20 protein-coding genes and 1 pseudogene are annotated in these 25,424 nt (G+C 58.4%); 9 read left to right on the plus strand and 12 right to left on the minus strand.

The genetic code is table 11. The annotated features are described in order from the left end of the window. Positions 1–70: 70 nt before the first annotated feature. A complete protein-coding gene (locus tag K5R88_RS08960) occupies positions 71–3,733 on the plus strand; it encodes a transporter substrate-binding domain-containing protein (RefSeq protein WP_226299797.1) in 3,663 nt (1,220 codons plus the stop codon). 59 nt (positions 3,734–3,792) lie between these two features. On the opposite strand, the gene K5R88_RS08965 is transcribed toward K5R88_RS08960, so the two are convergent. From K5R88_RS08965 to K5R88_RS08995, 7 genes are all read right to left on the minus strand, one after another. Next, complete coding sequence (locus tag K5R88_RS08965; protein WP_192415655.1) at positions 3,793–4,422, minus strand: response regulator transcription factor; 630 nt, start codon at positions 4,420–4,422, stop codon at positions 3,793–3,795. Between the two features lie 146 nt (positions 4,423–4,568). Then, on the minus strand, positions 4,569–7,070 hold the full coding sequence (locus K5R88_RS08970) for a fimbria/pilus outer membrane usher protein (RefSeq protein WP_226299798.1): 2,502 nt from the start codon (positions 7,068–7,070) through the stop codon (positions 4,569–4,571). Between the two features lie 84 nt (positions 7,071–7,154). Next, entirely contained in the window at positions 7,155–7,871 is a 717-nt protein-coding gene (locus K5R88_RS08975) for a fimbrial biogenesis chaperone (protein WP_226299799.1), read from the minus strand. A 59-nt stretch (positions 7,872–7,930) separates the two neighbouring features. After that, positions 7,931–8,530 (minus strand): fimbrial protein, encoded by a 600-nt coding sequence (locus K5R88_RS08980; RefSeq protein ID WP_226299800.1) that lies wholly within the window; start codon positions 8,528–8,530, stop codon positions 7,931–7,933. A 215-nt stretch (positions 8,531–8,745) separates the two neighbouring features. After that, positions 8,746–10,593 carry a GldG family protein gene (locus tag K5R88_RS08985; RefSeq protein WP_226299801.1) on the minus strand — a complete coding sequence of 616 codons (1,848 nt, stop codon included), beginning with the start codon at positions 10,591–10,593 and terminating at the stop codon, positions 8,746–8,748. A gap of 3 nt (positions 10,594–10,596) precedes the next feature. Continuing rightward, positions 10,597–11,331, minus strand: a complete 735-nt coding sequence (locus K5R88_RS08990; protein WP_223449399.1) for an ABC transporter permease subunit — start codon at positions 11,329–11,331, stop codon at positions 10,597–10,599. Beyond that, positions 11,328–12,251, minus strand: a complete 924-nt coding sequence (locus K5R88_RS08995) for an ABC transporter ATP-binding protein (protein ID WP_226299802.1) — start codon at positions 12,249–12,251, stop codon at positions 11,328–11,330. The genes K5R88_RS08990 and K5R88_RS08995 overlap by 4 nt, the downstream gene beginning before the upstream one ends. Before the next feature lie 246 nt (positions 12,252–12,497). On the opposite strand from K5R88_RS08995, the gene K5R88_RS09000 reads away from it, so the two are divergent. Then, on the plus strand, positions 12,498–13,430 hold the full coding sequence (locus K5R88_RS09000) for a hypothetical protein (RefSeq protein WP_226299803.1): 933 nt from the start codon (positions 12,498–12,500) through the stop codon (positions 13,428–13,430). A gap of 161 nt (positions 13,431–13,591) precedes the next feature. On the opposite strand, the gene K5R88_RS09005 is transcribed toward K5R88_RS09000, so the two are convergent. Continuing rightward, complete coding sequence (locus tag K5R88_RS09005) at positions 13,592–14,143, minus strand: cytochrome b (RefSeq protein WP_223449402.1); 552 nt, start codon at positions 14,141–14,143, stop codon at positions 13,592–13,594. Positions 14,144–14,344: 201 nt separating this feature from the next. Between K5R88_RS09005 and K5R88_RS09010 the strand changes: the two genes are divergently transcribed. The 7 genes and pseudogenes from K5R88_RS09010 to K5R88_RS09040 all read left to right on the plus strand — a co-directional run bounded on the left by K5R88_RS09010 (position 14,345) and on the right by K5R88_RS09040 (position 20,635). Further along, positions 14,345–15,022, plus strand: coding sequence for a thermostable hemolysin (locus K5R88_RS09010; RefSeq protein WP_207284573.1), 678 nt, complete (start codon positions 14,345–14,347; stop codon positions 15,020–15,022). After that, positions 15,012–16,492, plus strand: a pseudogene (locus K5R88_RS09015) (AMP-binding protein). Before K5R88_RS09010 ends, K5R88_RS09015 begins: the two are co-directional and overlap by 11 nt. After that, positions 16,489–17,163, plus strand: a complete 675-nt coding sequence (locus K5R88_RS09020) for a TenA family transcriptional regulator (RefSeq protein ID WP_008028063.1) — start codon at positions 16,489–16,491, stop codon at positions 17,161–17,163. Before K5R88_RS09015 ends, K5R88_RS09020 begins: the two are co-directional and overlap by 4 nt. Next, entirely contained in the window at positions 17,150–17,956 is an 807-nt protein-coding gene (locus tag K5R88_RS09025) for an SDR family oxidoreductase (RefSeq protein WP_226299804.1), read from the plus strand. The genes K5R88_RS09020 and K5R88_RS09025 overlap by 14 nt, the downstream gene beginning before the upstream one ends. Beyond that, on the plus strand, positions 17,953–18,597 hold the full coding sequence (locus tag K5R88_RS09030) for a tetratricopeptide repeat protein (protein ID WP_192228338.1): 645 nt from the start codon (positions 17,953–17,955) through the stop codon (positions 18,595–18,597). Before K5R88_RS09025 ends, K5R88_RS09030 begins: the two co-directional genes overlap by 4 nt. A gap of 11 nt (positions 18,598–18,608) precedes the next feature. After that, positions 18,609–19,271: a response regulator gene (locus K5R88_RS09035; protein WP_008028051.1), complete on the plus strand. Its 663-nt coding sequence runs from the start codon at positions 18,609–18,611 to the stop codon at positions 19,269–19,271. Beyond that, complete coding sequence (locus K5R88_RS09040) at positions 19,268–20,635, plus strand: sensor histidine kinase (protein ID WP_226299805.1); 1,368 nt, start codon at positions 19,268–19,270, stop codon at positions 20,633–20,635. The genes K5R88_RS09035 and K5R88_RS09040 overlap by 4 nt, the downstream gene beginning before the upstream one ends. Before the next feature lie 89 nt (positions 20,636–20,724). On the opposite strand, the gene K5R88_RS09045 is transcribed toward K5R88_RS09040, so the two are convergent. The 4 genes from K5R88_RS09045 to K5R88_RS09060 all read right to left on the minus strand — a co-directional run bounded on the left by K5R88_RS09045 (position 20,725) and on the right by K5R88_RS09060 (position 25,401). Further along, entirely contained in the window at positions 20,725–21,573 is an 849-nt protein-coding gene (locus K5R88_RS09045) for an ureidoglycolate lyase (RefSeq protein ID WP_223435208.1), read from the minus strand. Positions 21,574–21,611: 38 nt separating this feature from the next. Further along, positions 21,612–22,352: an SDR family oxidoreductase gene (locus K5R88_RS09050; RefSeq protein WP_226299806.1), complete on the minus strand. Its 741-nt coding sequence runs from the start codon at positions 22,350–22,352 to the stop codon at positions 21,612–21,614. Then, positions 22,349–23,731: an MFS transporter gene (locus K5R88_RS09055; RefSeq protein ID WP_032832480.1), complete on the minus strand. Its 1,383-nt coding sequence runs from the start codon at positions 23,729–23,731 to the stop codon at positions 22,349–22,351. The genes K5R88_RS09050 and K5R88_RS09055 overlap by 4 nt, the downstream gene beginning before the upstream one ends. A gap of 89 nt (positions 23,732–23,820) precedes the next feature. Beyond that, positions 23,821–25,401 (minus strand): aldehyde dehydrogenase (NADP(+)), encoded by a 1,581-nt coding sequence (locus tag K5R88_RS09060; RefSeq protein WP_226299807.1) that lies wholly within the window; start codon positions 25,399–25,401, stop codon positions 23,821–23,823. Positions 25,402–25,424 lie beyond the last annotated feature (23 nt).

The raw sequence follows: 25,424 nt of genomic DNA on the forward strand, positions 1-25,424 counted from the left end.
GCTCACTACGCCTTGCCCGGCATCTCGCAGTTCCACCACCACGGGCACCTGCCTGCCAAGAAGACATTCAATGTTCAGCGCCAAATCCGTTTTAACTTTTCTTCTCGTGTGCCTGAGCTCGCTGATTGCGAGCAGTCGAACCCTCGCCGACCCGGCCGGAGGCTATCTCCATCTGACCAGTCAATTGGCCAGCGAGCCGCAAAAGTTACAACTGGCCCCCGAGGATTGGGCCTGGCTTCGTGAGCGCCGCAGTCTGACGCTGGGTGTACCGGGGACGTCCGCCCTGCCCCTCGACGTCATCTATAGCAATGGCGATTACGAAGGCATCAGCGCCGATGTCGTCACGCTGCTGAAGCAACAACTGGGTATCGAAATCAAGGTCCTGGGGTTCGCTACGCGCCAGGAAGCACTGACGGCGTTGCAGGCCGGGGAAATTGACCTGATCAGCCGCTCCAGTGTCTACGAACATCATCACCCGGAAACCGCCCTGAGCATCCCGTACGCGGTGAACGCGCCTTCGTTGTATCGACGCCCCGGGGATAACCGCCCAGTCCCGGACGATCTGCGCGGCATGACCATCGCCGTGGCGAAAAACTACATCCCGTCGGAGCTGTTCCGCAGCCGCTATCCCGAGGCTCGGATCATCACCTTCAACAATAATATCCAGGCGATGGCCGCCGTGGCGTTTCAGGGGCTCGACGGATACATCGGTGATTCGCTTTCCGCCCATTACATGATCAATCACAGTTTTTTCAACTTCCTGAAGTTTTCGCAATTCATCAAGCTCGACGCCGGCGGATACGGCTTTTTGCTCAGGGGCGATGAGGGTCGGCTCTTGAACATACTCAACTCCACCCTGTCATCTTTCGGCACGTTGAAAATGAGCTATCTGGTCAAACGCTGGACCGGTGGCGGCACGGTGATACCGGAAGACCGGGTGACGCTGTCGGACCAGGAGAAACGCTGGCTTGCCAGGCATCCTGTTGCACGCCTGATGATCAATGATGACATGGCGCCTTCGGCCTACTTCGATGCCAAGGGTCGATTTAATGGCGTGGTCTCGGACCTCTTCGAAACCATCACCCAGCGCACCGGCCTGCGCTTCGAGATATTGCGCACTTCAAGCTTCCAGGGCGTTCAGGATGCGCTGCGTGAAAACGAAGCGGATCTGGCGCTCCTGACCCCCAGCGCCGAACGCCAGGAAACACTGCGATTCAGCCATCCTTTTGCTACCAGCTCGTTCAGCCTCGTGACTTCAGTCGATCACCGGGACATTTTCGGTCTGGACGCCATGACTGGCAAACGCCTGGCGATTGCCAAGGGCCACGTGCTGATCAACAGCCTGCGCCGGGAGTACCCGGAAGTGGTCCTGCTGCAACCAGCCAATAATCTGGAAGCAATGAACATGGTGGTCAGCGGCGAGGCCGATGCCGCGGTGATGGCCCTGTCCATGGCCCGCTATTACACCGCTCGCCTGTACGAACAAAAACTGCGTATCTCGGCGATCCTCGACGGCGAAGACGCAACGGCGAGCTTTGCCATGCGCCGCGGCGACACCGAACTGCAATCGATCATGGACAAGGCGATCCTGAGTATTCCACCGGATGAGCTGAACGCGCTGACGGCGCGCTGGCGCTCCAACGCCGCGATGAGCGGACAGAGCTGGCGCGACTATTCGCGGGTGATTCTGGAAATCGTCGGTTGCGCGCTGTTTGTGCTGGCGATCTCGATGCTGAGAATTTTCCAGTTGCGCCGGCAGATTCGACGTCGTGTGGCGGCCGAAAAAGCGCTCAACGATCAGTTGGAGTTTCTGCAAACCCTGAACGACTCCATGCCGATTCCCATCTATGTCCGCGACCTGGAAGGTCGCTTGCTGTCATGCAGTCGCAGTTATGAAGAGGTCATGAATCTGCGTCAGGCCGACGTGCTGGGCAAGACTGCACTGGAAATGCCAATCGAGCATTTTGAAATGGCCCTGGCGCTGCACAACAGCTACCTGCTCGCAATGGAAACCGGCACTCCCCTTGAGCAGCAATACGAAATCTCAATTGCCGGCAACAGCCGAAGTATCGAGCATTGGATACAGCCGTTCCGTGATTCTTCGGGAAGCATCAAAGGTGTGATCTGCGGATGGCAGGACGTGTCCGAGCACCGGCGACTGATCCAGGATCTGCAACAGGCAAAAGAGCACGCCGACGAAGCCAGCCTGGCAAAGACTCAGTTTCTGGCGACCATGAGCCATGAAATCAGAACGCCGATGAGCGCGGTGATCGGCACACTGGAGCTTGCACTCAAGCGTGCCGATCAAGGCGTGCTTGATCGTGACAATATTGACGTGGCTTACGACTCCGCGAAAAACCTGCTCGAACTGTTGGGCAATACCCTGGACATCGTGAGGATCGAATCCGGTCGCCTGAGCTTTTCGCCAAGGCGTTGCAGCCTCAAGGAATTGGTCGAGCCTGTGGCGCGGGTCTTCGAGGGTCTGGCACGCCAGAAAAACCTAAAACTGCTGCTGGAAATCGACGCCGGCACTACTCGGGACGTGTTGGTGGACCCTCTGCGCTTCAAGCAGATCCTGTCGAACCTGGTGAGCAACGCGATCAAGTTTACTGACGAAGGCAGCGTGGCCATCCGTATCACCACCCATATCGATGCCTCGCGCATGTTGCATGTGCAATTGCAGGTCACCGACACCGGAACGGGTGTCTCCGATGAGAATCTGCAGTTGTTGTTCCGCCCTTTCGCTCAGGTGGCGCAATCGACTCTCAACGCCCAAGGCGGAAGCGGGCTGGGTCTGGTCGTCTCGCGCTCACTGTGCGAAATGATGGGCGGACGCCTGGAAATGCACAGTGCGCTGGGGCACGGCAGTACGGTCAATGTCACACTCAAACTGAAAACCCTTGAACCGCTTCCTTTGATGGACGACGTGCTTGTAACCAAGCCCCGGCAGGCGCCGAGAAAAATCGCCCATGTGCTGATCGTCGATGACAACACCCTCAACCGGCAGATGCTGCGTGCGCAACTGGAGTTCCTCGGCTGCACGGCGGTAGAGGCGGAAAATGGCCTCGAAGCGCTGCAATTCTGGCGACAGCATTCGTTCGATCTGCTGATCACTGATTACCACATGCCGGTCATGAACGGCGTAGAGTTGACCCTGGCGATTCGCAAGGAAGAACACGAGCGGCAGCGCCCTCGCCTCACGATCCTCGGTCTTACCGCTGACGCACAGCAAGAGGAAATCGATCGTTGCATCAGCGCCGGCATGCGTGACTGCCTGATCAAACCCGCCAGCCTCGGTGTGCTGGAAGAGCGATTGAACGCCTTGATTCCAGCGGTCGCGACGGCCCCCTCAAACGAGGTGTTTGTGGCTGCCTGCGACGCCCTCGCCGACATGCCCGAGGGCTACGCCGAAGCGATCGACACGTTGAGCAAAATCAGCATGGGCAACCCCGTCGTCGTCGAGCAACTGCTCGGGGAACTGCTGAAAAGCAACCGCCGGGATCTTGAGGAACTGCGCCAACTTAACGAACACATGGACATCAATGCACTGATGCAACTGTCCCATCGCATTCGCGGAAGCGCAGCGATCATGCGCAACACCCGCCTGATCGAGTTATGCAAAGCCATGGACCTGGCCTGTGTCGAAGGCAGCTTCGAGGAACTGACCGGCAAAACGGCCGAAGTGGACAAAGAACTGCTGCTGATAGAAAAGGCCTTCACCAAACCCCAGTGACAAAAAAGGGCTGGAGAGATGCTCTCCAGCCCTTTTCTTTTTTGCGCTTGAGCCCGGGTTCAAACCAGATCGTTACGCTTGGCCAGTTCGACCAGGGCAATCAGGTTTTCCGCACTCAACTTGCGCTGCAGTCGCACTTTATACGTGCTGACAGTTTTGTGGCTGATCAGCAACTCTTCGGCAATTTCCTGATTACCCATGCCTCGAGCCAGCAACTTGAGCACGGTGATCTCGCGATCCGACAGCTGGGATATCTTTTGGCTTTCCTGGCTGGCAGCCTGGGAGTTGTCCCGCAACATCTGAATGGTATCGGCGGGAAAATAACTGTATCCCGACAGCACCGCTTTCACGGCCCCCACCAGTTCATCCAGACTGTCGTCCTTGCAGACGAAGCCAGATGCGCCGGCCTGCAATGAGCGCACGGCAAAGTTACTGGTGTCGCCGGAAGTCAGAATCAACACCTTGGTGGAAATACCAATCGCCTTGAGATGCGCGATCACCGACAAACCATCCATCTTCGGAATGCTCAAATCCAGCACGATCAAATCCGGGAGCAACTTGCGGATCGCTTCCAGTGCGTCCACACCGTTATCGACCTCCGCCATGATCGTGTGCCCTTCACCTTCAAGCATCACCCTCACCGCCATACGCATCAGCGGGTGATCATCGACGATGACTATATTGCCCATGGTGTTTACTGCTCCTGAAGTGAAGACGATCGAGTGGCACGCATTGAATGGCGGCCAACATAGCACAGGCCCGAGAGCGCAATGCTTGCGCGCCCGGGCCTGTAGTGTTCAGTGAAATGAGAGTGTATCGATGTCATCAGCGCTCGCTAAGTGGTTACGAACGTGCAAACCACATCAAACTTCTCGTACATCATGTCTTTTTTCGCTGGCGGCACGTCGTAGTTCGCCCGGCAACTGCCCTGGCTCCAACGAACATCCAGTACACCTTTATCCTTCGCACCGAATACCAGCAGGCGCGACAGGTTGTCGACCACTCCACTGACGTTGCCTTTTTCGTCAAAGGCCTGGGCGCCAAACGGAATTTTCTCGCCGTTGTCCAGGCTCAACGTCAGTTGCATGCGACGTCCCGTTTCCGCTTCGAACCGACCTTTGACGATGGCACCACGGGTCGGTACGACCATGCGCGAAGTGTCGGTGACTTCCATGTCGCTACCCAAGGTGCTGGTATCGAGGTTGATCCAGTTAAAGCGATACGGTTGCGCATACGGCACCACTGCGTAGCCCTTGCCGTCCGTGCGTGCGGCGCCGGCTGAAGCGACACCGACATCGGCCACACCCGGGACCTCCACCAGAGCGAAGGTCTCGCCGACCGGCTGACCAAACGTCACGCCGCCACCGTGTACAACCATAGAGCCGGACGCGCCGGTGTTCATATGGGTACTGCCCGGACCCTGGCCATAGTTGCCGTTGATCTTGGCTTTCGGGGTATCCCAACTCAGGCCGAGGTCGCCGTTGGTACCACCATTTTTGCTGTGACCCGCCTGGGCGGAATACATCAGGCTGCTGTCTTCGGTCAGGTTGCCGGCGATGCCGGACTGGATCGACGAATCGCCCTGGGACGAAGACGTTACGCTGGTGTAAGCCCTTTGCGAACGCTTGCTGCCACCGAATGGCAGGCTGATCGACGCCGTGACCTGAGTGTCGGCGCCTTGCGTCATGGCTTCGCCATCGGTACGTGAAATGGCGAAGCTGTAGCTGGTATCCGAATAGCTGCCGCTGTAGCCGAACTGCCAGCGGCGAGTGCTGCCTTGACGATTCCAGTAGCTGGTTTCACCGAGGCTCAGGAACAATGAACCGCGGTCGGCAAACGACTGGTTGATGTTCATGTCGAACCGGCTTTTCTGCCGTCCGTAATTCGAGCCACTGAGGTAGCCTTGCTCATCGACGTGCTGGCTGAACGTCCGATAACCTTCGGTGGAGTAGCGATAACCGACCATTGTGAAGGTGGTATCGGTGGCACTGAGGGTCTTGGAATACAGGAAACGCGCGCTTTTCCCGGTGTTCTTGCGTCCCGCCGCATCTTCGGAGGTGCTGCTGGTGACGTCAAACGACAAGCCGCCCACCGAAGTATTCAAGCCCAGCCCGAGGTTGAGCGCTCGGTACTGCTGTGAAGTCAGCACGCCGCCGTAACCGGTAACGTTATCGCTGACACCGTACACCAGAGTGCCCTGGCCGAATTTCGGCGCAACGGGGCCCTGGCTCTGGTATTGACCACCGGCAAAGCTGTACCGGGCACTGCCACGGCGAGTCATCACCGGCAGATACGAATAGGCTTGGGAATACTGGCGTTCGCGGCCATCGGCTTCGATGATCTTGACCTTGAGGTCGCCGTTCGAACCGCTGGGATAGATGTCGCTGATCTCGAACGCACCGGGCGACACCGTCGTCGAATAGATGACGTAGTCGTTCTGGCTGATTTCGACAGTCGCGTTGGTCTCGGCGATACCACGCACCACCGGGGCAAAACCGATTTCGTTGTCCGGCAACATGCCCAACTCGGAACTGATTTGCGCACCGCGAAAGCGAACGCTGTCGAAGATATCTCCCTGCGTGTACAACTCCCCCGCCGCCAGTTTGGCTTTGAGGCCGATGAGATCGCGCTCCACGTAACTGCGGTTGCTGCTGAATTGGTTCCGAGTGCCGGTAGAGCCGGTAATCGACGACTCATTGCGCAGACGCCAAGCCCCGATGTTGAAGCCGTTGCGCAAACCGATGTAGCGGTAGTCGTTGCGATTGCCCTGATTGATATTGCGGCTGAAGTTGGTCTGATAATTGGTGTAGAACGCAGTAATTCCCTGATCCCACAGCGACGGGTCAACGTAGCCCCGAGACTGTCGCTGGACATAAGCCTGGGGAATGCTGATCTGCAGCGCCAATGCGTTTACATCAAACTCGACTGCCGCACCGGGCGCCAGCGTCGCGACATCAATGACGGACTGATCATCACTGTCCAGGGCAATAACATTTTCCCGACGCAAGCGGTTGACGTTCACGCCGAGGTTTTGCAGTACGCCTAGTTGAATGATCGGGCGCACCTCTCCAGTGTCGCCAGACACTGCAAACTCGATATTCTCGCGGACAATCAGAATCTGGTTGAGATAAATATCTACCGCGTAGCGACCCGGCGGCAGTGAGTTACCCTGTTCAAAGTATTTTAGTTCAGCCTTGGCCCCGCCCTTACTCAGGAAGTCAACATTGAATTCGACCGGAAACGCCGCGACAGGAACGGTCATCCCCAGGAGAAAGACGCAAGAACCACTTACGTAATTAACGAGGCTTGGATTCGCTTTCTTCCTGAAAACATACACAGGCTATTTCCTCTTGCAACTTCTTAGTCAACTTGTGGCTCCCCTCCACTACAGAAAGTCAACCCACGGACATGCACCCAACTATTATTCGAAAACACTCACCGTATGTTTAATCGGCGCACCGTAATCGTTGATGTTGTAATACTCGACTACAGACCGTTTATCGATGCTGCCTGCAGGCGCGCCCTTGACCGGAAACTTTCCGGTAGAAAGTGGTGCGACCATATCGGTGTCTACCGGGTATGTTTTGCCATCGCTTTTGTATTGAGTCGTGCCGAAGGACACGTGATAGAGCGAATCGTTAGTGACGCGAAGATAGCGCTTGCCACTTTCATCCTGAACACGCCATTTGAGACCACTGGCGGCTTCCGCCGAACTACCCGTCATAGCGTCGGGGCGATAGAACACCTTGATCCGTTGGCGTATTGCCAACTGCAAGGTATTGTCACCTTCGGCCTTTTGCGGAATTTCCTGGACATTGAGCCAGAACACCGACTCCTTGTCGCCCGGCAGCCCTTGCCCGTAATAGAAAACCCGCAGAGTCTGCTGTTTGCCAGTGGCGAGACGGCTCAGGGCCGGGGTTAGCGCAAACGGTACATCCTTGCCTTTGAAGGCGACGTCCGGCTCGATCCAGGACTGGATCATGATGTCCTGATTGCCGTCGTTTTTAACCAGAATGGATGTTTCCTTACTCTTTTGAGGATAAATAATGCGCGTGCCGCCTAATGTAATGCCTGCGGCGGCGACGCTGCTGTAAAGCAAAGCGATACCAGCCAGCACATATCTGGATTTCACTATCATCGTTTGGACCTTGAAGAGATGAGACAGAGAGGCAATTGATGTCTCTCTGTCTTGAAGACTTACTGGTAAGTCAGCGTGTAAGGCAAAGTACCGTTGGCAGCGCCCGGAGTAATGGTCGGTTCGCCGTTGGCAACATACGCGGCGCGAATGTTCAGATTGGCCGTGTACTGGGCTGCAGCACCTGCGCCCGTTGCAATCAACGCCGAGTCAAAACTGTCGCCAGCCGCCAGGTTCAACATGGTGTTGTTAGCAGCAAAGATACCGATACCAACTCCCGCAGCGCCGCCTGGGGCAATTTTCAGTAGTGCATTATTCTTGTCATCCACACCACTGCCCGAGTACGGGTCAAACTTCATTTTCACTGTGGTCAACCCGGTGGCTGTATTGCCGCAATCCAGATTAATGTTGATTGGCGTGCCGGAAACAATAGGCGTGGTACCGGCATTTTTCAGCGAGTCAATACTGACCTTGCCCAACCCAACGGCAATAACTGTATTGCCTTTATTACCGGTAATGCCCGTACCAGCACCGGCGGTGACACTGCAGGAAGCCGCGGTGATTTCGCCGGTGAATTCAATTTTACCGTCAGCAGCAATCGCCGAAGTTGTAATGAGCCCGACTGTGGTGGCAGCCAGAATACTTCTCAGGGAAACAAACATTGCGTATTCCTTTTACTGCGTAAAGTGAGCGCTTCTAGAACTCTTTAAAAGAGTCGGGCAATCTTTACCGAGTGCAGCTAAAGCAACAATTGCAGGATTCGTCCTACCCCAATAGATAAATCTGTCCGGCGTGTAGGATTAATCCTACTTGCCTGGGAGGTTTGCAAAAAAAACCGCCTGAACCTTACGGATCAAGCGGCGTTGCGTAAGCAACCTTAAAACGTTTGCCATCGTCTACGACGCAACAACCTGCGAGCACTCCACAGACCGAGAACAAGCAACGTCAGCACACCGGGCACCAGACCGATATTGATGGCCTTGAGCAGCGCGCCCAGCTTCTCAACCTCCAGATTCGTTTGCCTGGCCACCGCGCGCATCTCACTTGCAAGGGCGGTTTTCTCCTGGATGAAGCGATCGATTTCCTTTTGTTGTTCGGGGCTCAGACCCGTACCGTCGTGATGTTCAGATTGCAAAAACGCCAGCTGCCGTTCCGTTTCATCGAGCTTGCCCTGCAACGTGTCGCTCATGTCCCGAAAGCGCTGCCGAGTTTGTCGCAGGAGAACGTCCACAGTGGTAAACGTGCGACTGAAGTGCCCCCGAGAGCGCAAATTGATCAAGGCATCGGTGCCGGTCAGGCTGTCCAGCGCGTTGAGCACAAACACGCCGTTGTCAGCCCAGGCTGCGGGGTCTCCGATGCGGCCCCGAGCGTCAACCCACAGGTTGTCGCTGAGCAGATCGGTGTCGGCCACCACAATCACATTAATGTTTTCAGTCGAGGTGATTGCTCCAGGCTTGCCTTGTACCTCCGTCAGAAACGCTGACTGCGCCGGACCTTGCAGCCGGGCCGCGAGGGTAAAGCGCTCGCCGGAAGGTTTCATTTCCCGCGCCAGTTCGCCCGAGTCTTTCATCTGGTCAAAGCGCGCAGTGCTGAACGGCATCGAGTACTCGGAGCCGCGCAACAAAGGGCTGAACGTAGCGCGCGAGCCCTCCAGCGGTTCAAGAATCCCCGCCGTGGTCAGGTTGATGCTTTGCAGTCCAGCGGTGGCAACGTCCTGTTGATTCATCGCCGACGCAGGCAGTGCGAGTGCAGTCGGTTGCCACACCGGATCGGCGCTGTCCTTGAGGTTGACGAACTGCCCATAGTGACCGTCGCCCAGCACCTTGCCAGGCACCTGGCGCACACCCCATGCCCGCAACAATGGCGCCAGGTCGGATGATTTGTCTTTGCTGGGAATGCCGAAGTATTGCTCACCGCGATCCTGCTCGCTGTACGGATCTACAAACAGCAGCAACCGACCGCCCCGCAGCACGAATTGATCAATGGCCAACTGGGTGTTGCGGCTGACTCGCTTGGGGTGTACCAACATCAGCACGTTGAGCCCCTCGGGAATCTGCTCGATCTCGTCGGTCAATTCCTGCACATCGAATGCCTTGCGAATCTCTTCGAGCACGAACCAGGGCGGTAACGTGCGTCGACTCTGCTCATCGAAACCACCCGCCAAAGGCAGCGATGACAGCAAACCGATGGGCGCCCGCTCCGGCTTGCCCAGAGACTGTAAAAGACGACTGATCTCGTACTCCAGGAACGCCTGCTCATCCAGAGAGAACAAAGGAATGCGTTGCGTATGCTGTTGCTGATCGACCGCCGCCAACCCGAAGAACACCTGCCCTTCGACCGGCCCCAAAGGAATGGCATCCAACCCGAATTCACGCGCTCGATCTTCCTCGACAGAGAACGCCTGCGGATCGATTACGTGCAATTTGAGTTTGCCGTGGCCCTGTCGCTCATACTCCCTGAGCAGCGCCTCGACGCGCCGGGCGTAGCTGCGCAGAACAGGCAGGTCTTTGGCAGCCCTGCTGGAAAAAAACAGGTAGAGATCCGTCTGACCGGGGAGCTGCTCGATAATCTGTCGGCTACCTTGGCTCAAGGTAAACAGTTGCTGCTCAGTCAGATCCAGCCGTGGCTCGTCCAGTAAAGTACCGACACCGGGACTGCCGGCCAGAACCGTCAAGGCTGCGCCGCTCAGGCACAGCGTGACGTAACGCAAGCGTCTCAAGTCCATGGCTTACGAAGCCTTCTTCAGATCGACAACCAACGCCGTCGCCGCCAGCCAAGCGACGATCTGACCGAAGAAATAAAGCAGGTCCCGAGGCGCTATGACGCCTTGGCTGATCGAGCCGAATCGTGCGAGAAAACTCATGGACGCGCTCACATCAAGCCACGCCATCGGCGCCCATTGTTTGAGCAGGTCCAGTACCGGAGCCGAACCGCTGGCAATAAACAGCAGGCCAACCATGGCCGCCATCAAGTAAGCGACCACCTGATTCTTGCTGAGTGCAGACATACAGCCGCTGATCGCCAGGTAAACGCCGGCCAGCAACCAACTTCCCAGATAACCGCACAAAATGGCGCCATTGTCCGCTTCGCCCAGGTAATTGACGGTGAGCACAATGGGAAACGTCAGCAGCAACATCAGTGCGGCAATCAACCAGGCCGCGAGGTATTTGCCGACCACCACTTCGAAACGGGTCAACGGCAACGTCATCAGCATTTCAATGGTGCCGGACTTGCGCTCTTCAGCCCATTGACGCATCGCCAAGGCTGGCATCAGCAGTAGATATATCCATGGGTGCCAGGCAAAAAACGGCGCCAGGTCCGCCTGGTTTCGTTCAAAAAACCCGCCGGGATAAAACGTGCATACGCCACACAGCACCAGGAACGTCATCAGCAGCAGGTACGCAGTTGGCGTGGCGAAGTAGCTGCAGAATTCGCGCTGGACGATTGGCGACAACAGCCTCATGCGGCGCGCTCCCGGGTCAGGGTCCGGAACACGTCCTCAAGCCCGCCCCGCTCCTCCTCCAGGCGCCGTACTTGCCAGCCTTTGCTGACGATCAAGGCGTTGATCGCCGGAAGAATGACTGCGCCGTCCCGGGCCAGCACTTTTACGCTGTGCGCCTCGAGACCTGCCTCGATACCGGCAACGCCGGGCAGTACCGCCAACGCCAGCAGATCCAGCGGATGGCGGCCGAACACTGTCACGGCCTGATGATAACGGGATCGGCTTTGCAGTTGTTTCAGTGTCTCGTCCGCCAACAAATGACCGTTGTCGATGATCAGGGCACGACTGCACAGAGAGGTGACCTCTTCCAGAATGTGCGTCGAAATCACCACAATCTTGTCCTTGGCCAGCTCCGAGATGAGCTCGCGCACATGGTGCTTCTGATTCGGATCAAGGCCATCGGTAGGCTCATCCAGGATCAGCACTTTAGGGTCGTGCAACATTGCTTGCGCCAGACCCAGGCGCCGCTTGAACCCCTTGGACATGGAATCAATGGTGTCGGCGCGCACGTAACCAAGCTCGAACCGGTCGAGCATCTGCGCTACCCGCAACTTCCTTTCAGCGCCGCGATAACCGCGCACCCTGGCAATAAACCCGAGAAAACCCTGCACGCTCATATCGCCATAACACGCGTTACCTTCCGGCAAATAGCCCAACAAACGCTGTGCCTGACGAGTGTGTCGGCTGATATCGAAACCGCAGACGGTAATAGTTCCAGAAGTAGGTTTGATCAGGCCGGTGAGCATGCGCAGGGTCGTGGATTTGCCTGCACCGTTGGTGCCGAGAACCCCTAGCACTTCTCCCGTGACAACCCGGAACGAAATATTGTTTACGGCGACATTTCCTGAGAAACGTTTTGTCAGTGTCGAAATATCAATCATGGCTTCCAGCTCGCTAAGCGATTTTTCCGCTTCACATTTGCAGATACGTTTGTTGAAGCGAGGAAACATAAACCGCTGATTGATCCGATTGAACGGGGGCAAGTGAATACCAGATCGGTCTGTAGGCCGTGAGGATTTATCCGAGGCCTTATGCGCTTACTCCTACAAAACACGGCACCGACACTCGCTATTCTTTAATCGGCCGATAGTCCCGTTTTTTGCCCAGCCTCGGAGCCGCGAAGCCAAATGAACTTTAGAACAATCACCGTATTGAACACCGAAGGGGAACCGCTGAACGCTGCAGTACTGTGCGTGTTTACGGCGGTTGTGATTGACAGGCGGTTTGTGATTTACAGCCTGAATGAAAATCTTGGTGGGGGGCTGATACGGATCTACTTAGCGTCGCTGTGTGATGACGGGGAAGCGTTACTGATGACCTGCATGTCCCCGAACGACTTCAAGATTGCTGCGCAAACCCTCAAAAACATCATAAACGATGCCCTGGCGCCGGCACCCCACATGACCGATGGGAGCTATCGGATACTTGACCTGCTGGAGACTCGGATCATTCCCGGGGATGTACACACCCACCGCACGTTGAAGGTCAACGAAACATGGGTGGAAAAGCTGTTGAATTTTCAACCTTCGCCAGGCCCCCTTGTACAAACAACCGTGCAAACTTCGACGCGGGATATACATATCGAACTGGAGTGCACCGACTACTACTCGAAACTTACACGCTTTAACCAACATGAAGACGACCATCGTCAGGTTCCCCCTCCGCCCTTGAACAAGATCTCCCGAGATGCCCCCGCTGCTTCTCCGAAATCCATTATGACCCACGTAGCGTCAACTACCGCCCTGACAGCATCCGAGGAAACCGCGCCAATGACCCAAAATTCCGTATCGCGCATTGAACAAAGCTTGCAGACACTCATGACGAACCTGAGCAACCATAAAGAGGCGCTGCAGAACAAACATGAGGAGTTCTATAACGTTCGACTTAAACAGGAGCGTCTTGACCGCGACTTGACTGCCCGTGAAGCCATGTTGGATCAACGGGAGGAAGAGTTGAGTAGAAGCGCTGCATCATTGACCATTGCCGAGGCGCAACTAAGTGAGTTGATCCACCTGATCAACGATGCATCCGTTATTGCCCTGCCTCCAAAGTCCGATTGAAGCTTCAATCACCTTACGGTTGTAAGCCCCAAAGCCGCGAAAATTTGTGGATAGCTCAACAATGAACCTGACTATTCCATATTCAGAGCAGTATTAGGCGACCCTCGCCATGCCCCTGAGAATCGTGAGCAACCGCCGTCAGGGTCAAGAGCGCACTGAATTCATGACCTGCTTCGTCCAGACAACATCCGGGCAAGGGTGTTATCACCGACCCAGTAATGATGGAACAGGCCAGCGAGCGCATGCAGGCCGATCAGCCAATAGCCGCTGGTGCCAAGCCATTCGTGCCAGTACTTGAATCGCTTGGCCAGATCCGGATCCACCGACACCGGTGCCGACAGATAGAAGTCGAAATACGGCAAGGGCTTGCCTCCCGCAGCCAGCATCAACCAGGCCATCAGTGGCGTCACAATCATCAAGCCATACAGCGCCAGGTGCATCAGGTGTGACAGGCCGGTCTGCCAGGCCGGCGGGGTTGGAGTGATCGGCGGACGCGGCGTCAGACGCCCGAGCAGGCGAATCCAGACCAGAGCGAAAATGCTTATCCCGAACAGCCCATGCAACCCCAGGAACAGAGCTCGTGCGTTGCTGCCGCGTGGCAGCAGCCCTTTGATCTCAATGCACGCATACACGCCGACGAACAGCGCCAACATCAGCCAGTGCAGGGTGATCGACAGCTTTGCATAACGATCTGTGACTATCTCGCGGGTCATAAACACGCCTCATCAAATTTTGGGACGACTGCCGTGCGACAGCCTCTGAGCGGTTGCTTTGAACCGGCGGAGCGCAGCCTGTCGGTCAAAACTTAAGACAGTCTGAAGAACAGCGCTCAACGAACCTTTTTCCACCTTCAGACTTCGTTAAGAAATGCCTCGGATACTCCCCCCAAACTTATAGAGGGAGGCGTTCCGCCCATGCCCGATTTCGACTGGAACATTGCATTGCCGCTGCACTTCGGCCAGGCAGAAACGCCACAGATCGTCCTGTCCCGCGCCTTACCGGGCGATGAACAGAGACCGGTATTCGAGAACTTTATCCAGCAACGCTTTCGCAAGGTTCACGGTGCAGACATTCGTCATTTCATGCCGCAGTTGTTCGGCATAAGCAGCACCGACGGCGAACTGTGCGCGGTCGCCGGGGTACGCCTGGGCCGTGACGAGCCGTTGTTTCTGGAGCGTTATCTGGACAAACCGATCCAGACATTGATCAGCGCCGTGGTGGAGCGTCCGGTGGATCCTGCCGGCATTGTCGAGGTCGGCAATCTGGCCGCCACCGACACCGGCAATGCCCGGATGAGCATCATTGCCATTACCTATCTGCTGGCCATGGGCGGGCTGGAATGGGTGGCATTCACCGGCAACATGGGCCTGGTCAACAGCTTTCACCGACTGGGCCTGAAACCGGTGACTCTCTGCGCCGCCGACCCGCAGCGACTGGGCGACGACCGGCACAGTTGGGGCAGCTACTACGAAAGCAAACCCTGGGTTCACGTCGGCAACATCCGCGCCGGCTTCATTCATTTGCGCAACATCGGTCTGTTCAGCCGGCTGGGCTTGCCATCGTCCCTTGACGGAGCCTGCCATGTCGCCTGAATGCCAACGATTCGAGCAGGCCTTGCGCAGCCATGCCGAGCGCAAGAGCAACGTCATTGCCCTGTGGGGCGACACCCTGAAAATCGATTACGCCACGCTGTACGCTGAAGTGAAGTACCGCCAACAGCGTCTGCGCGATGAACAGGCAAGCGTCATCGCCCTGGCTCTGGACAACGGCGTCGAGGCCATACTCTGGGACTTGGCCGCGCTGTTCGAAGGCCTTGCTTGCGTGACCTTGCCCCCTTCTTCAGCCCCGCACAGCGTGCCCACTGCCTGGAACAGAGCCAGGCAGAACGAGTGATTGCCGAACCGGAATTCGAAGCCGAACTGCTCGTTGCCGGGTATGAGAAAAGCGCCGAGTTCTGGCGACGCTCGTTCGCCGGCCCGAGCCGCATGCACCCCGGCACGGCCAAACTGACCTTCACCTCCGGCACCACCGGGACTCCCAAAGGCGTGTGCCTGAGTGCCGACAGCTTGTTGCGGGTAGCGCGGGAACTGGATCAGGCCAGCAAACCCACTGAACCACAGCATCACCTGGCGCTGTTGCCGCTGGCGATCCTGCTGGAGAACCTGGGCTGCTACGCCGCGCTCTACGCCGGTGCCACCCTGAGCCTGCCGAGCCAGAAAACCCTGGGCATCCGGGGCGCCAGCGGCGTCGATGTACCGCGCCTGCTCGGTTGCCTGGCCAGTCGTTCGCCCGAGAGTCTGATTCTGGTGCCGCAACTGCTGCTGATGCTGGTCAGCGCAACCGAACAGAACGCGTTTAATCCGCAAACACTGCGCTTTGCCGCCGTCGGTGGCGCGCGGGTCTCAAAGGATTTATTGCAACGGGCCCGGCACGTTGGCCTACCGGTCTATGAAGGTTACGGTCTGTCCGAATGCGCTTCGGTCGTCTGCCTCAATCGCCCCGCAGCGTACCGTGCAGGTAGCGTCGGCCGGCCCCTGCCCCACGTCGAAGTGAAACTGGCCGAAGACGGTGAGGTCCTGATCAAGGGCTCGCTCTTGCTCGGTTACCTGGGTGAGCCGGCCTACACCGGCGAGTGGTGGCACAGCGGCGATCTCGGGGAGTTCGACGCGCAGGGTTTCCTCTTCCTCAACGGTCGCAAAAAGCATCAATTCATCACCAGCTACGGGCGCAACGTCAACCCGGAATGGGTCGAAGCGGAACTCACCCAACGCCAACACATCGCCCAGGCTTTTGTGTATGGCGAGGCCCTGCCGCGAAATCACGCACTGCTGTGGCCCAACCGCCCGGACTGCACGGACGAACAACTGGCTGCTGCCGTCGCCGAAGCCAACGACGCGTTGCCCGATTATGCCCAGGTGCATCACTGGACACGCCTGAATGAACCCTTCACTGCCGCCAATGGCTTGCTGACCGCCAATGGCCGCCCGCGCCGGGACGCCATCGTCGCGTTATACCGCGCACAACTGACCGAATTCCCCCATTCCGAGGAGCCCGCATCATGACGTTTTTCGACACCCTGCAAGAAGCCACTCAACAAGAGCGCCACGAACTGTTCAACCTGCCGATCATCCTCGATGCGCTGCAAGGCCAGGTCAGTCTTGAAAGCTATCGGGCGTTTCTCGCTCAGGCGTACTACCACGTGCGCCATACCGTGCCGCTGATGATGGCGTGCGGCGCGCGCCTGCCCACACGTCTGGAATGGCTGCGCAAGGCGGTGTGTGAATACATCGAGGATGAATACGGCCACGAACAATGGGTGCTCGACGACATAGCCGCCTGTGGCGGTGATCGCGAAGCGGTGCGCAACGGCCAGCCCTCGCTGCCGATCGAACTGATGGTCGGTTTTCTCTATGACCTGATTGCCCGGGGCAACCCGGTGGGGCTGTTCGGCATGGTCAATGTGCTGGAAGGCACCAGCATCGCCCTGGCGACTCACGCGGCGGGCAGCATCCGTGAGCACTTGGCCTTGCCGGAAAGTGCCTTCAGTTATTTGAGCTCCCACGGTTCTCTGGACATCGAGCACATGCAGACCTATCGCCGGCTCATGAACCAACTCGACGACAGCGCCGACCAGGCCGCCGTGATCCACGCCTCGAAAGTGGTGTACCGGCTTTACGCCGACATGTTTCGCGGTTTGCCGGGCCGCCTGGAAGTCCAACATGCAGCTGCATGAGGCCAGTGTGGTCCTGACCGGCGCGAGTGGCGGCATCGGCATGGAGATCGCCAGCGCACTGTGCGCCGCCGGTGCCCGGGTCCTGGCCGTGGCTCGTCATCAGGAGTCACTGCTGCCGCTGCTCGCGCGCTATCCGCAGAATATGCACTGGGTGGCCGCCGACCTGACGTTGCCCTTCGACCGGCACAAGGTACTGGCCGCCGTTGAGGCCATCGGCGGCATCAACCTGTTGATCAATGCCGCCGGCGTCAATCATTTCGCCATGCTGGAGCAGCTCGATGACAGCGACATCAACGCCATGTTGGCGGTCAACGTCAGTGCACCGATTTGCATGACCAAGCTGCTGTTGCCGCAGCTCAAGCAAGCCGACAGTGCCATGGTGGTGAATGTCGGCTCGACGTACGGTTCGATCGGCTACCCCGGTTATGCCAGTTACTGCGCCACCAAGTTTGCCCTGCGCGGTTTTTCCGAAGCCCTGCGCCGGGAATTGGCGGATACCCGGGTCAGTGTTCTGTACGTGGCACCCCGCGCCACCCGCACATCGATGAACAGCGCGGCGGCCCAAGCCCTGAACGATGCCCTCAAGGCCAATGTCGACGACCCGAAAACCGTGGCCTCGGCCGTCCTCCACGCAATCGCCGGCGACCACCGCGACCTTTACCTGGGCTGGCCGGAACGTTTTTTCGTGCGTCTCAACAGCCTGTTGCCCAACCTGGTGGATCGAGGCCTGCGCAAGCAATTGCCACTGATCCGCCGTCTGAGCCACAAACCCGAGAACGAGCAAAAACCATGAAAAAAATCTTTGCCTGCCTTTTGATAGGCGCCTTCAGCCAGATCGCCTGGGCCCTCGACAGCGCCGACCAGCAACGCCTCTCTGCCCTCCAGCAGAGTTGGGCGCACATTCAATACGAAATGCCGGAAAAACAACGCGAGCAAGCCTTCGAACAACTGGCCGCGCAAGCCTCCGCCTTCAGCCAGGAACGCCCGGCCGTGGCCGAAGCGTGGATCTGGAAAGGCATTGTCACCAGCAGTTGGGCCGGCGCCCAAGGCGGGCTCGGGGCATTGGGCAAAGCCAAAGACGCCAAGGCTGACCTGGAAAAATCCCTGACTCTGGACCCCAAAGCCCTGCAAGGCTCGGCTTACACCAGCCTCGGCGCACTGTATGACCGCGTACCGGGCTGGCCCATCGGTTTTGGTGATTCAGACAAGGCCGAACAACTGCTCAAGCTTGCCTTGCAAATGAACCCCAATGGCATCGACAGCCTGTACTTTTGGGGCGATCACCTTTACCGTCAAAAGCGCTACTCTGAGGCCAAGGCAGCGTTGCAAAAGGCGCTGCTGGCCGCCCCTCGCCCCAACCGCGAAACGGCCGACGCCGGGCGCCGCAAAGAGATCGAGACGTTGCTGGTGGACGTAAACAGAAAACTCGACTGACAGGAGTTCGCGTGCGTTTATTACTGATCGAGGATGACGTCGCCCTCGGCGAAGGCATTCACCAGGCCCTCGGGCGCGAAGGCTACACCGTCGACTGGATCAAGGACGGCAGCAGCGCCCTGCATGCCCTGCTCAGTGAAACCTTCGACCTGGCCGTGCTTGATCTCGGCCTGCCGCGCATGGACGGTCTCGAAGTGCTGCGACGCCTGCGCGACAGCGGTTCCAACTTGCCGGTACTGATACTCACCGCCCGCGATGCCACCGAAGACCGCATCGCCGGGCTGGATGCCGGCGCCGATGACTATTTGATCAAACCGTTCGACCTGGCCGAACTCAAAGCCCGGTTGCGCGCCCTGCTGCGGCGAAGCGCCGGACGCGCGCAAATGCTGATCGAGCACGCCGGCATCAGCCTCAACCCCGGCACGCAGCAGGTCAGCTATCTTGGCCAGCCCGTGGGGCTGACACCCAAGGAATACCAGTTGTTGCACGAATTGCTCTCGCCACCGGGTCGCGTCATGACCCGCGATCATTTGATGCAATTGCTGTACGGCTGGAATGAAGAAGCGGAAAGCAACACCCTGGAAGTGCACATCCATCACCTGCGCAAAAAATTCTCCACCGACCTGATCCGCACCGTTCGTGGTGTGGGCTATCTGGTGGAGGAACGTCGATGACGTCGATCCGTCGCCGTACGCTGACGCTGATCATCGGCTTGATGCTCGCCGGGCTGGCGGTGATCAGCCTGTTTAACGTGCACGACAGCAACCACGAAATCGCCGAGGTCTACGATGCGCAACTGGCGCAAAATGCCCGCCTGTTGCAAGGCGTGATGCGCATGCCCTTGGCGAGTCAGGAACATGCGGATCTGTACCAGGCGTTCAATACGGCGCTGGGCGAGGCAGTGCCTCGCGGCGATGGTCATCCGTACGAAAGGAAAATCGCCTTTCAGGTGTGGAGTCCCAAAGGTGAAGTGCTGGTGCACACCGCCAGTGCGCCCTCGTTCGGCACGCCACCGAACACACCCGGTTTCAGTGACGTGGTGGATTTGAACAATCGTCACTGGCGCGCCTTTGTCCTTGAAGACAAACAAAATGGCCTGCGCATCTGGGTCGGTGAACGCGACGATGTGCGGGCGGATCTGGTCGATCGCATCGTCCGCCACACCCTGTGGCCGAACATGCTGGGCAGCCTGATCCTCGCGGCGATGGTTTGGCTGGCCATCGGCTGGGGGCTCAAGCCGTTAGCCGATATGGCCGCGACCCTGCGCGCACGCCATAGCGGCTCGCTGGAGCCGCTGCAAATGACACCGCTGCCCAGCGAACTGGAACCGATGCAGGCGGCACTCAACCGCATGCTTGCGCAAATTCAGGACGTGCTCGGACGTGAGCGGCGCTTCATTGCCGACGCCGCCCACGAAATGCGCACGCCCTTGGCCGTCTTGCGGGTGCACGCACAAAACCTGCTGGAGGCCGGCACCGAAAATGACCGACGCGAATCACTTGAACACCTGATCGCCGGCGTCGATCGTACCAGCCGGCTGGTCAACCAATTGCTGACCATGGCGCGTCTCGAACCGAAGACGGCAGCCAAAATCCCTCCCCCCATTGACCTCACAGCCACCGTTCGAGAAAGCCTGGTGCAGTTGACTCCCTGGCTTTTGAGCAAAGGACTTGAACTGGTTTTCGAAGCGGATGATGACATCGGCCCGGTCAGGATCGATTCGGCCGACATCCACATTGCCTTGAACAATTTAGTGACGAATGCAGCAAACTTTTCACCGGCTAACGGTTTGATCAGCGTGCGTCTGGAAAGAAAAGAAGATCGCTATGAGTTATCCGTCGAGGACGAAGGGCCCGGAATCGAAGAGTCGGAGCGCAATCGGCTCCTTGAGCGCTTTTACAGCCGTGGCAATGGCCAAGGGGCAGGCCTGGGGCTGGCCATCGTCAAGGCAATCGCAGATCGTACGGGAGGGGAAATCAAGCTGGAAAATCGAACGCCAACGGGGACCCGTGCGACGTTAGTGATTTGCCCTCGCTAAGTTGAGTTTGAGTTAACAAGACCCGAGAAAAACGACAAAGCCCCGATCGCTCGGGGCTTTGTCATTTCTGGTGTTTGGGAACGCTTGCCTCAATCCGCCTGCACGGTGACTTGCTGCTGTTCACCCAACCCCGCGATGCCCAAACGAATGGTCTGCCCCGGACGCAGGAAAACCGGCTGTGGCTTGATGCCCAGCCCAACGCCCGGAGGCGTGCCCGTCGAAATCACATCGCCAGGTTGCAGGCTCATGCAACGACTCAGGTAAGCAATCAGTTGCGGCACGTTGAAGATCAGCGTCCGCGTATTCCCTTGCTGGTAGCGGTGTCCGTCGACATCGAGCCACAGGTCCAGCGCATGCGGATCGGTGATTTCATCGCGGGTTACCAGCCACGGGCCGAGCGGGCCAAAGGTATCGAAGCCTTTGCCCTTGTCCCAGGTACCGCCCCGCTCCAGTTGCCATTCGCGCTCAGAGACATCGTTGATCACGCAATAGCCGGCGACATGCTCCATGGCGTTGGCTTCATCGATGTTGCGCCCGCCTTTGCCGATGACCACGCCGAGTTCGACTTCCCAATCGGTCTTCTTTGAACCGCGCGGGATCTCGATGTTGTCGTTCGGGCCGCAGATGGCACTCGTCCATTTGTTGAAGATGATCGGCTCTTTCGGCACTTCCATGTTCGACTCGGCCGCATGGTCGGCGTAGTTCAGACCAATGCAGACAAACTTACCGACCTGGCCGACGCAGGCGCCTATCCGTGGCTGACCGGCAACGATGGGCAGGCTGGACGGATCAATGGCGGCAAGCGTTGCCAGGCTTTCCGGGCTGAGGGCCAGCCCGGCGATATCCGGTACATGCGCCGAGAGGTCGCGGATCTGATTATCGGCATCCAGCAGGCCCGGTTTTTCCGAACCTTTTTCGCCATAACGCAACAGTTTCATTTAGTTCTCCTGCTCAAACCGAAAGTGCGAAGCGGGTTTCAGATGCTCATGCCGCCATCGATGACATGCACAGCGCCTGTGGTGTAGGCGGACGCATCGCTGCCCAGGTACAAAGCCAACTGGGCGATCTCGTCGGCACTGCCGATGCGACCCATGGGTTGGCGGTCAAGGAATTGTTGGTAGACCCGTGCTTCGTCGACGCCTTGTTGCGCAGCCTGTGCGGCAATGCGCTGACGCAGCGACGGCGATTCCACGGTGCCGGGGCAAATGGCGTTGCAGCGAATGCCCTGACTGATGAAGTCGGCGGCAACCGCCTTGGTCAGCCCTACCACCGCCGCTTTGCTGGCAGCATAGGCAAAACGGTTGGGCACGCCTTTGATGCTGGAAACCACCGATGACATGTTGATGACTGATCCACCTCCGCGTTCCAGCATGCCCGGCAGGAACGCGCGGATCATGCGGTACATGGCGGTGACGTTGATGTCCATCGACCGCGCCCAGTCCGCTTCATCGCATTCGAGAATGTTGCCACTGTGCACGTAGCCCGCGCAGTTGAACAGCACGTCCAGTGCGCCGATGCGCTCACTGATTTCGCTGATGGCGGTAGTCGATGTCACGTCCAGGGTAATCGCCGTTATGCCTTCAAGCCCTTCCAGCCTGCTGATATCGAGGTCCGTGGCAAACACTTCGGCACCGGCCCGGGCAAAGGCAATGGCGCTGGCCATGCCGATACCCTGCCCCGCCGCCGTGATCAGCACCCGTTTGTTCTGCAGGTTCATGCGGCCTCCAGCTTCGCGGTGAGGGGTGCTGTTTTTGGGGTTCTGCCGAGCATCGACGCGGGGATGGCAAGGATCAGCCCGCCGCTGACGAACAAGCACAGCGCCAGTACATAGGTGCCGTTGTTGATATTGCCGGTCAGGTTTTCAGCGACGGCGGTGATCATCGAGCCGGTGAAACCGGAGAGGTTGCCGAAGGCGTTGATCATGCCGATACCCGCCGCAGCGGCGACGCCGGAAAGCACGGTCCCCGGCAGGGTCCAGTAAATCGGCATCAGGCTGAGGATCCCCGAGGCAGATACGCTGAGGAACAACACGGACAACACCAGGTTGTCGGCGAAATACGCGCTCAGAATCAACCCCAAACCACCGATGAAGGCCGGAATCGCCGCGTGCATACGACGCTCACCGGTCCGGTTGGAGTGCCGTGCGTTGAGCAGCATCGCAACCGTGGCAATCGAATAGGGAATGGCGGTCAGGAGGCCAATGTGCAAGCTGTTGGTGATGCCCGTGCTCTTGATGATCGAAGGCATCCAGAACGCCAGGCCGTAGAAGCCGGTGTTGAAGGTCAGCAGGATCAGCACCAGCAACCACACCCGTGGATTGAAAAACACCTCGCTCAGGCGCGAAGCCTTGCCCTGGTTATCGGTTTGCAGATTGGCCTTGAGCAAGGCTTTCTCCGCAGCGGACAGCCATTTGGCGGAGTCGATGTTGTTGGCCAGACAGACGATGACGACGAACGCCATGATGATCGAGGGAATGCCTTCGATGATCAGCATCCATTGCCATCCGGACATGCCCTGTACACCTTGCATGCTGCTCATCAGCCAACCGGAAAGGATCCCGCCCAGGGTCAGGCTGACCGGCAATGCCATCAGGAACCCGGACATCACCCGGCTTTGCCGATGGGTCGGAAACCAGTAGTTGAGGTACAGAATCACACCCGGGAAAAAGCCGGCTTCACAGATGCCCAACAAGAAGCGCAGCACGTAGAACATCGTGCTCGATTCGATGTGGAAGAAACCCGCCAGCGGTACGGTGAACGCCACGGCCATGGAGATTACGGCCCAGGTCAACATGATCCGGGCAATCCAGAAGCGCGCGCCGTAGCGATGCAGCAACAGGTTGCTTGGCACTTCAAACAGGAAGTAGCCCCAGAAGAACATACTGGCGCCCAAGGCATAGACGGTGTTGCTGAACTGCAGCTCGTTGAGCATGTCGAGTTTGGCAAAGCCGATATTGACCCGGTCCAGGTAAGCCGCCATGTAACACAGGAGCAGGACAGGAAGAATTCGCCAGATCACCTTGCGGTAGGTCCGGTCTTCAAATTCGAGTGCGCTGGCCTGCGCCTGCGCGGGCAATTGCTCGGATATCGTTTGCATGAGGTAACCCCTGGGCATGTGGACATGCCTGATTGTTTTTATCGAATGGGTCAGGCCGAGTGAACCGTTCACTCGGCATAGCGCAATGACTAGAGTGCTTCGGTGGTTTTTTCTCCGTTGACCAGGCGCGTCAGTCCCAATGGGTTGCGGTTCTTCAGCGCGTCAGGAAGCAAGGCGTCCGGGAAGTTCTGGTAGCACACCGGACGCAGGAAGCGATCGATGGCCAATGTGCCAACCGAGGTGCCACGGGCATCGGATGTCGCCGGCCAAGGACCGCCGTGGACCATGGCATCGCAGACTTCCACACCGGTGGGGTAACCATTGACCAGTACGCGACCGACTTTTTGCTCAAGCAGCGCCACCAGGTCGGCGGACTGTTCCAGCTCTGCCGTCTCCCCCAGCAAGGTCGCGGTCAGTTGGCCGCGTAAACCGTGCAAGGCCGCCAACAGTTCGGCCCGATCGGCCACCTCGACCACCACGGTGGCCGGGCCGAAGATTTCTTCCTGCAGCAATTCATTGCCCGTCAGCAGCAGGCTGGCATCGGCCTGGAACAATTGCGCCTGCGCCTTATTGCCCTGCTGTGTCCGCCCTGCCAGATGAATGATCTGCGAATGCGCCAGCAACGTTTCGCAACCGTGAACGTAACTGCGCAGGCCGCCCGCATTGAGCATGGTTTGCGCGGGCTGATCAGCCATCAAGGCACTGAGCGTCTGCACAAAGTGGCTGAAGGCCGGTGAGCGAATGCCGATGACCAGGCCGGGATTGGTGCAGAACTGCCCCGCGCCCATGACCACCGACGCCGCCAGTTCGGTAGCGATGCGCTCGCCGCGCACTTGCAATGCCTCGGGCAGGACCAGCACCGGGTTGATGCTGCTCATCTCGGCAAATACCGGGATCGGTTGCGGGCGGGCGGCGGCCATGTCGCACAGCGCCCTGCCGCCCTTGAGTGAACCGGTGAAACCGACGGCCTGAATCAGCGGATGCTTGACCAGCGTTTCACCCACGCCGGCACCGAAGATCATGTTGAACACGCCTTCAGGCATGCCGGTCTGCTCGGCGGCGCGAACGATGGCTTCGGCCACTCGTTCGGCGGTCGCCATGTGTCCGCTATGGGCTTTGAACACCACCGGACAACCGGCAGCGAGCGCAGCCGCGGTGTCACCTCCAGCGGTAGAAAATGCCAACGGAAAGTTACTGGCGCCGAACACCGCCACCGGGCCGACACCCAGGCGACACTGACGCAGATCGACGCGCGGCAAGGGTTGGCGTGCCGGGAGTGGCAGATCGATGCGTGCACCGTAGAAGTCGCCGCGACGCAGGGTCTGGGCGAACAGGCGCATCTGGCCGCTGGTGCGAGCGCGTTCGCCCTGGATGCGTGCCGCCGGCAAAGCGGTTTCCTGGCAGACCAGGGCAACGAAATCATCGCCCAGTGCATCCAGCTCTGTGGCAATGGCCTCAAGGAACTCGGCACGACGGGCGGCCGGCAGATGACGATAAACCGGATAGGCCTGGGCGGCGGCCGTTGCCGCGGCGTCCACTTCCTCGACCGTGGCCTGAATGAAGGCCGTGGGCAAAGGTTGCCCGGTCGTCGCATCAACGCTGTGCAACACCACCGATCCGGCGGCGCTGCGGCCTCCCGCGATGAAATTGTGTCCGGACAGTTCGGGCATGACAGTCTCCTGACCCTGATTGA

The sequence above is a fragment of the Pseudomonas sp. MM213 genome, from assembly GCF_020423045.1.
In the GTDB taxonomy this organism is placed as follows: domain Bacteria; phylum Pseudomonadota; class Gammaproteobacteria; order Pseudomonadales; family Pseudomonadaceae; genus Aquipseudomonas; species Aquipseudomonas migulae.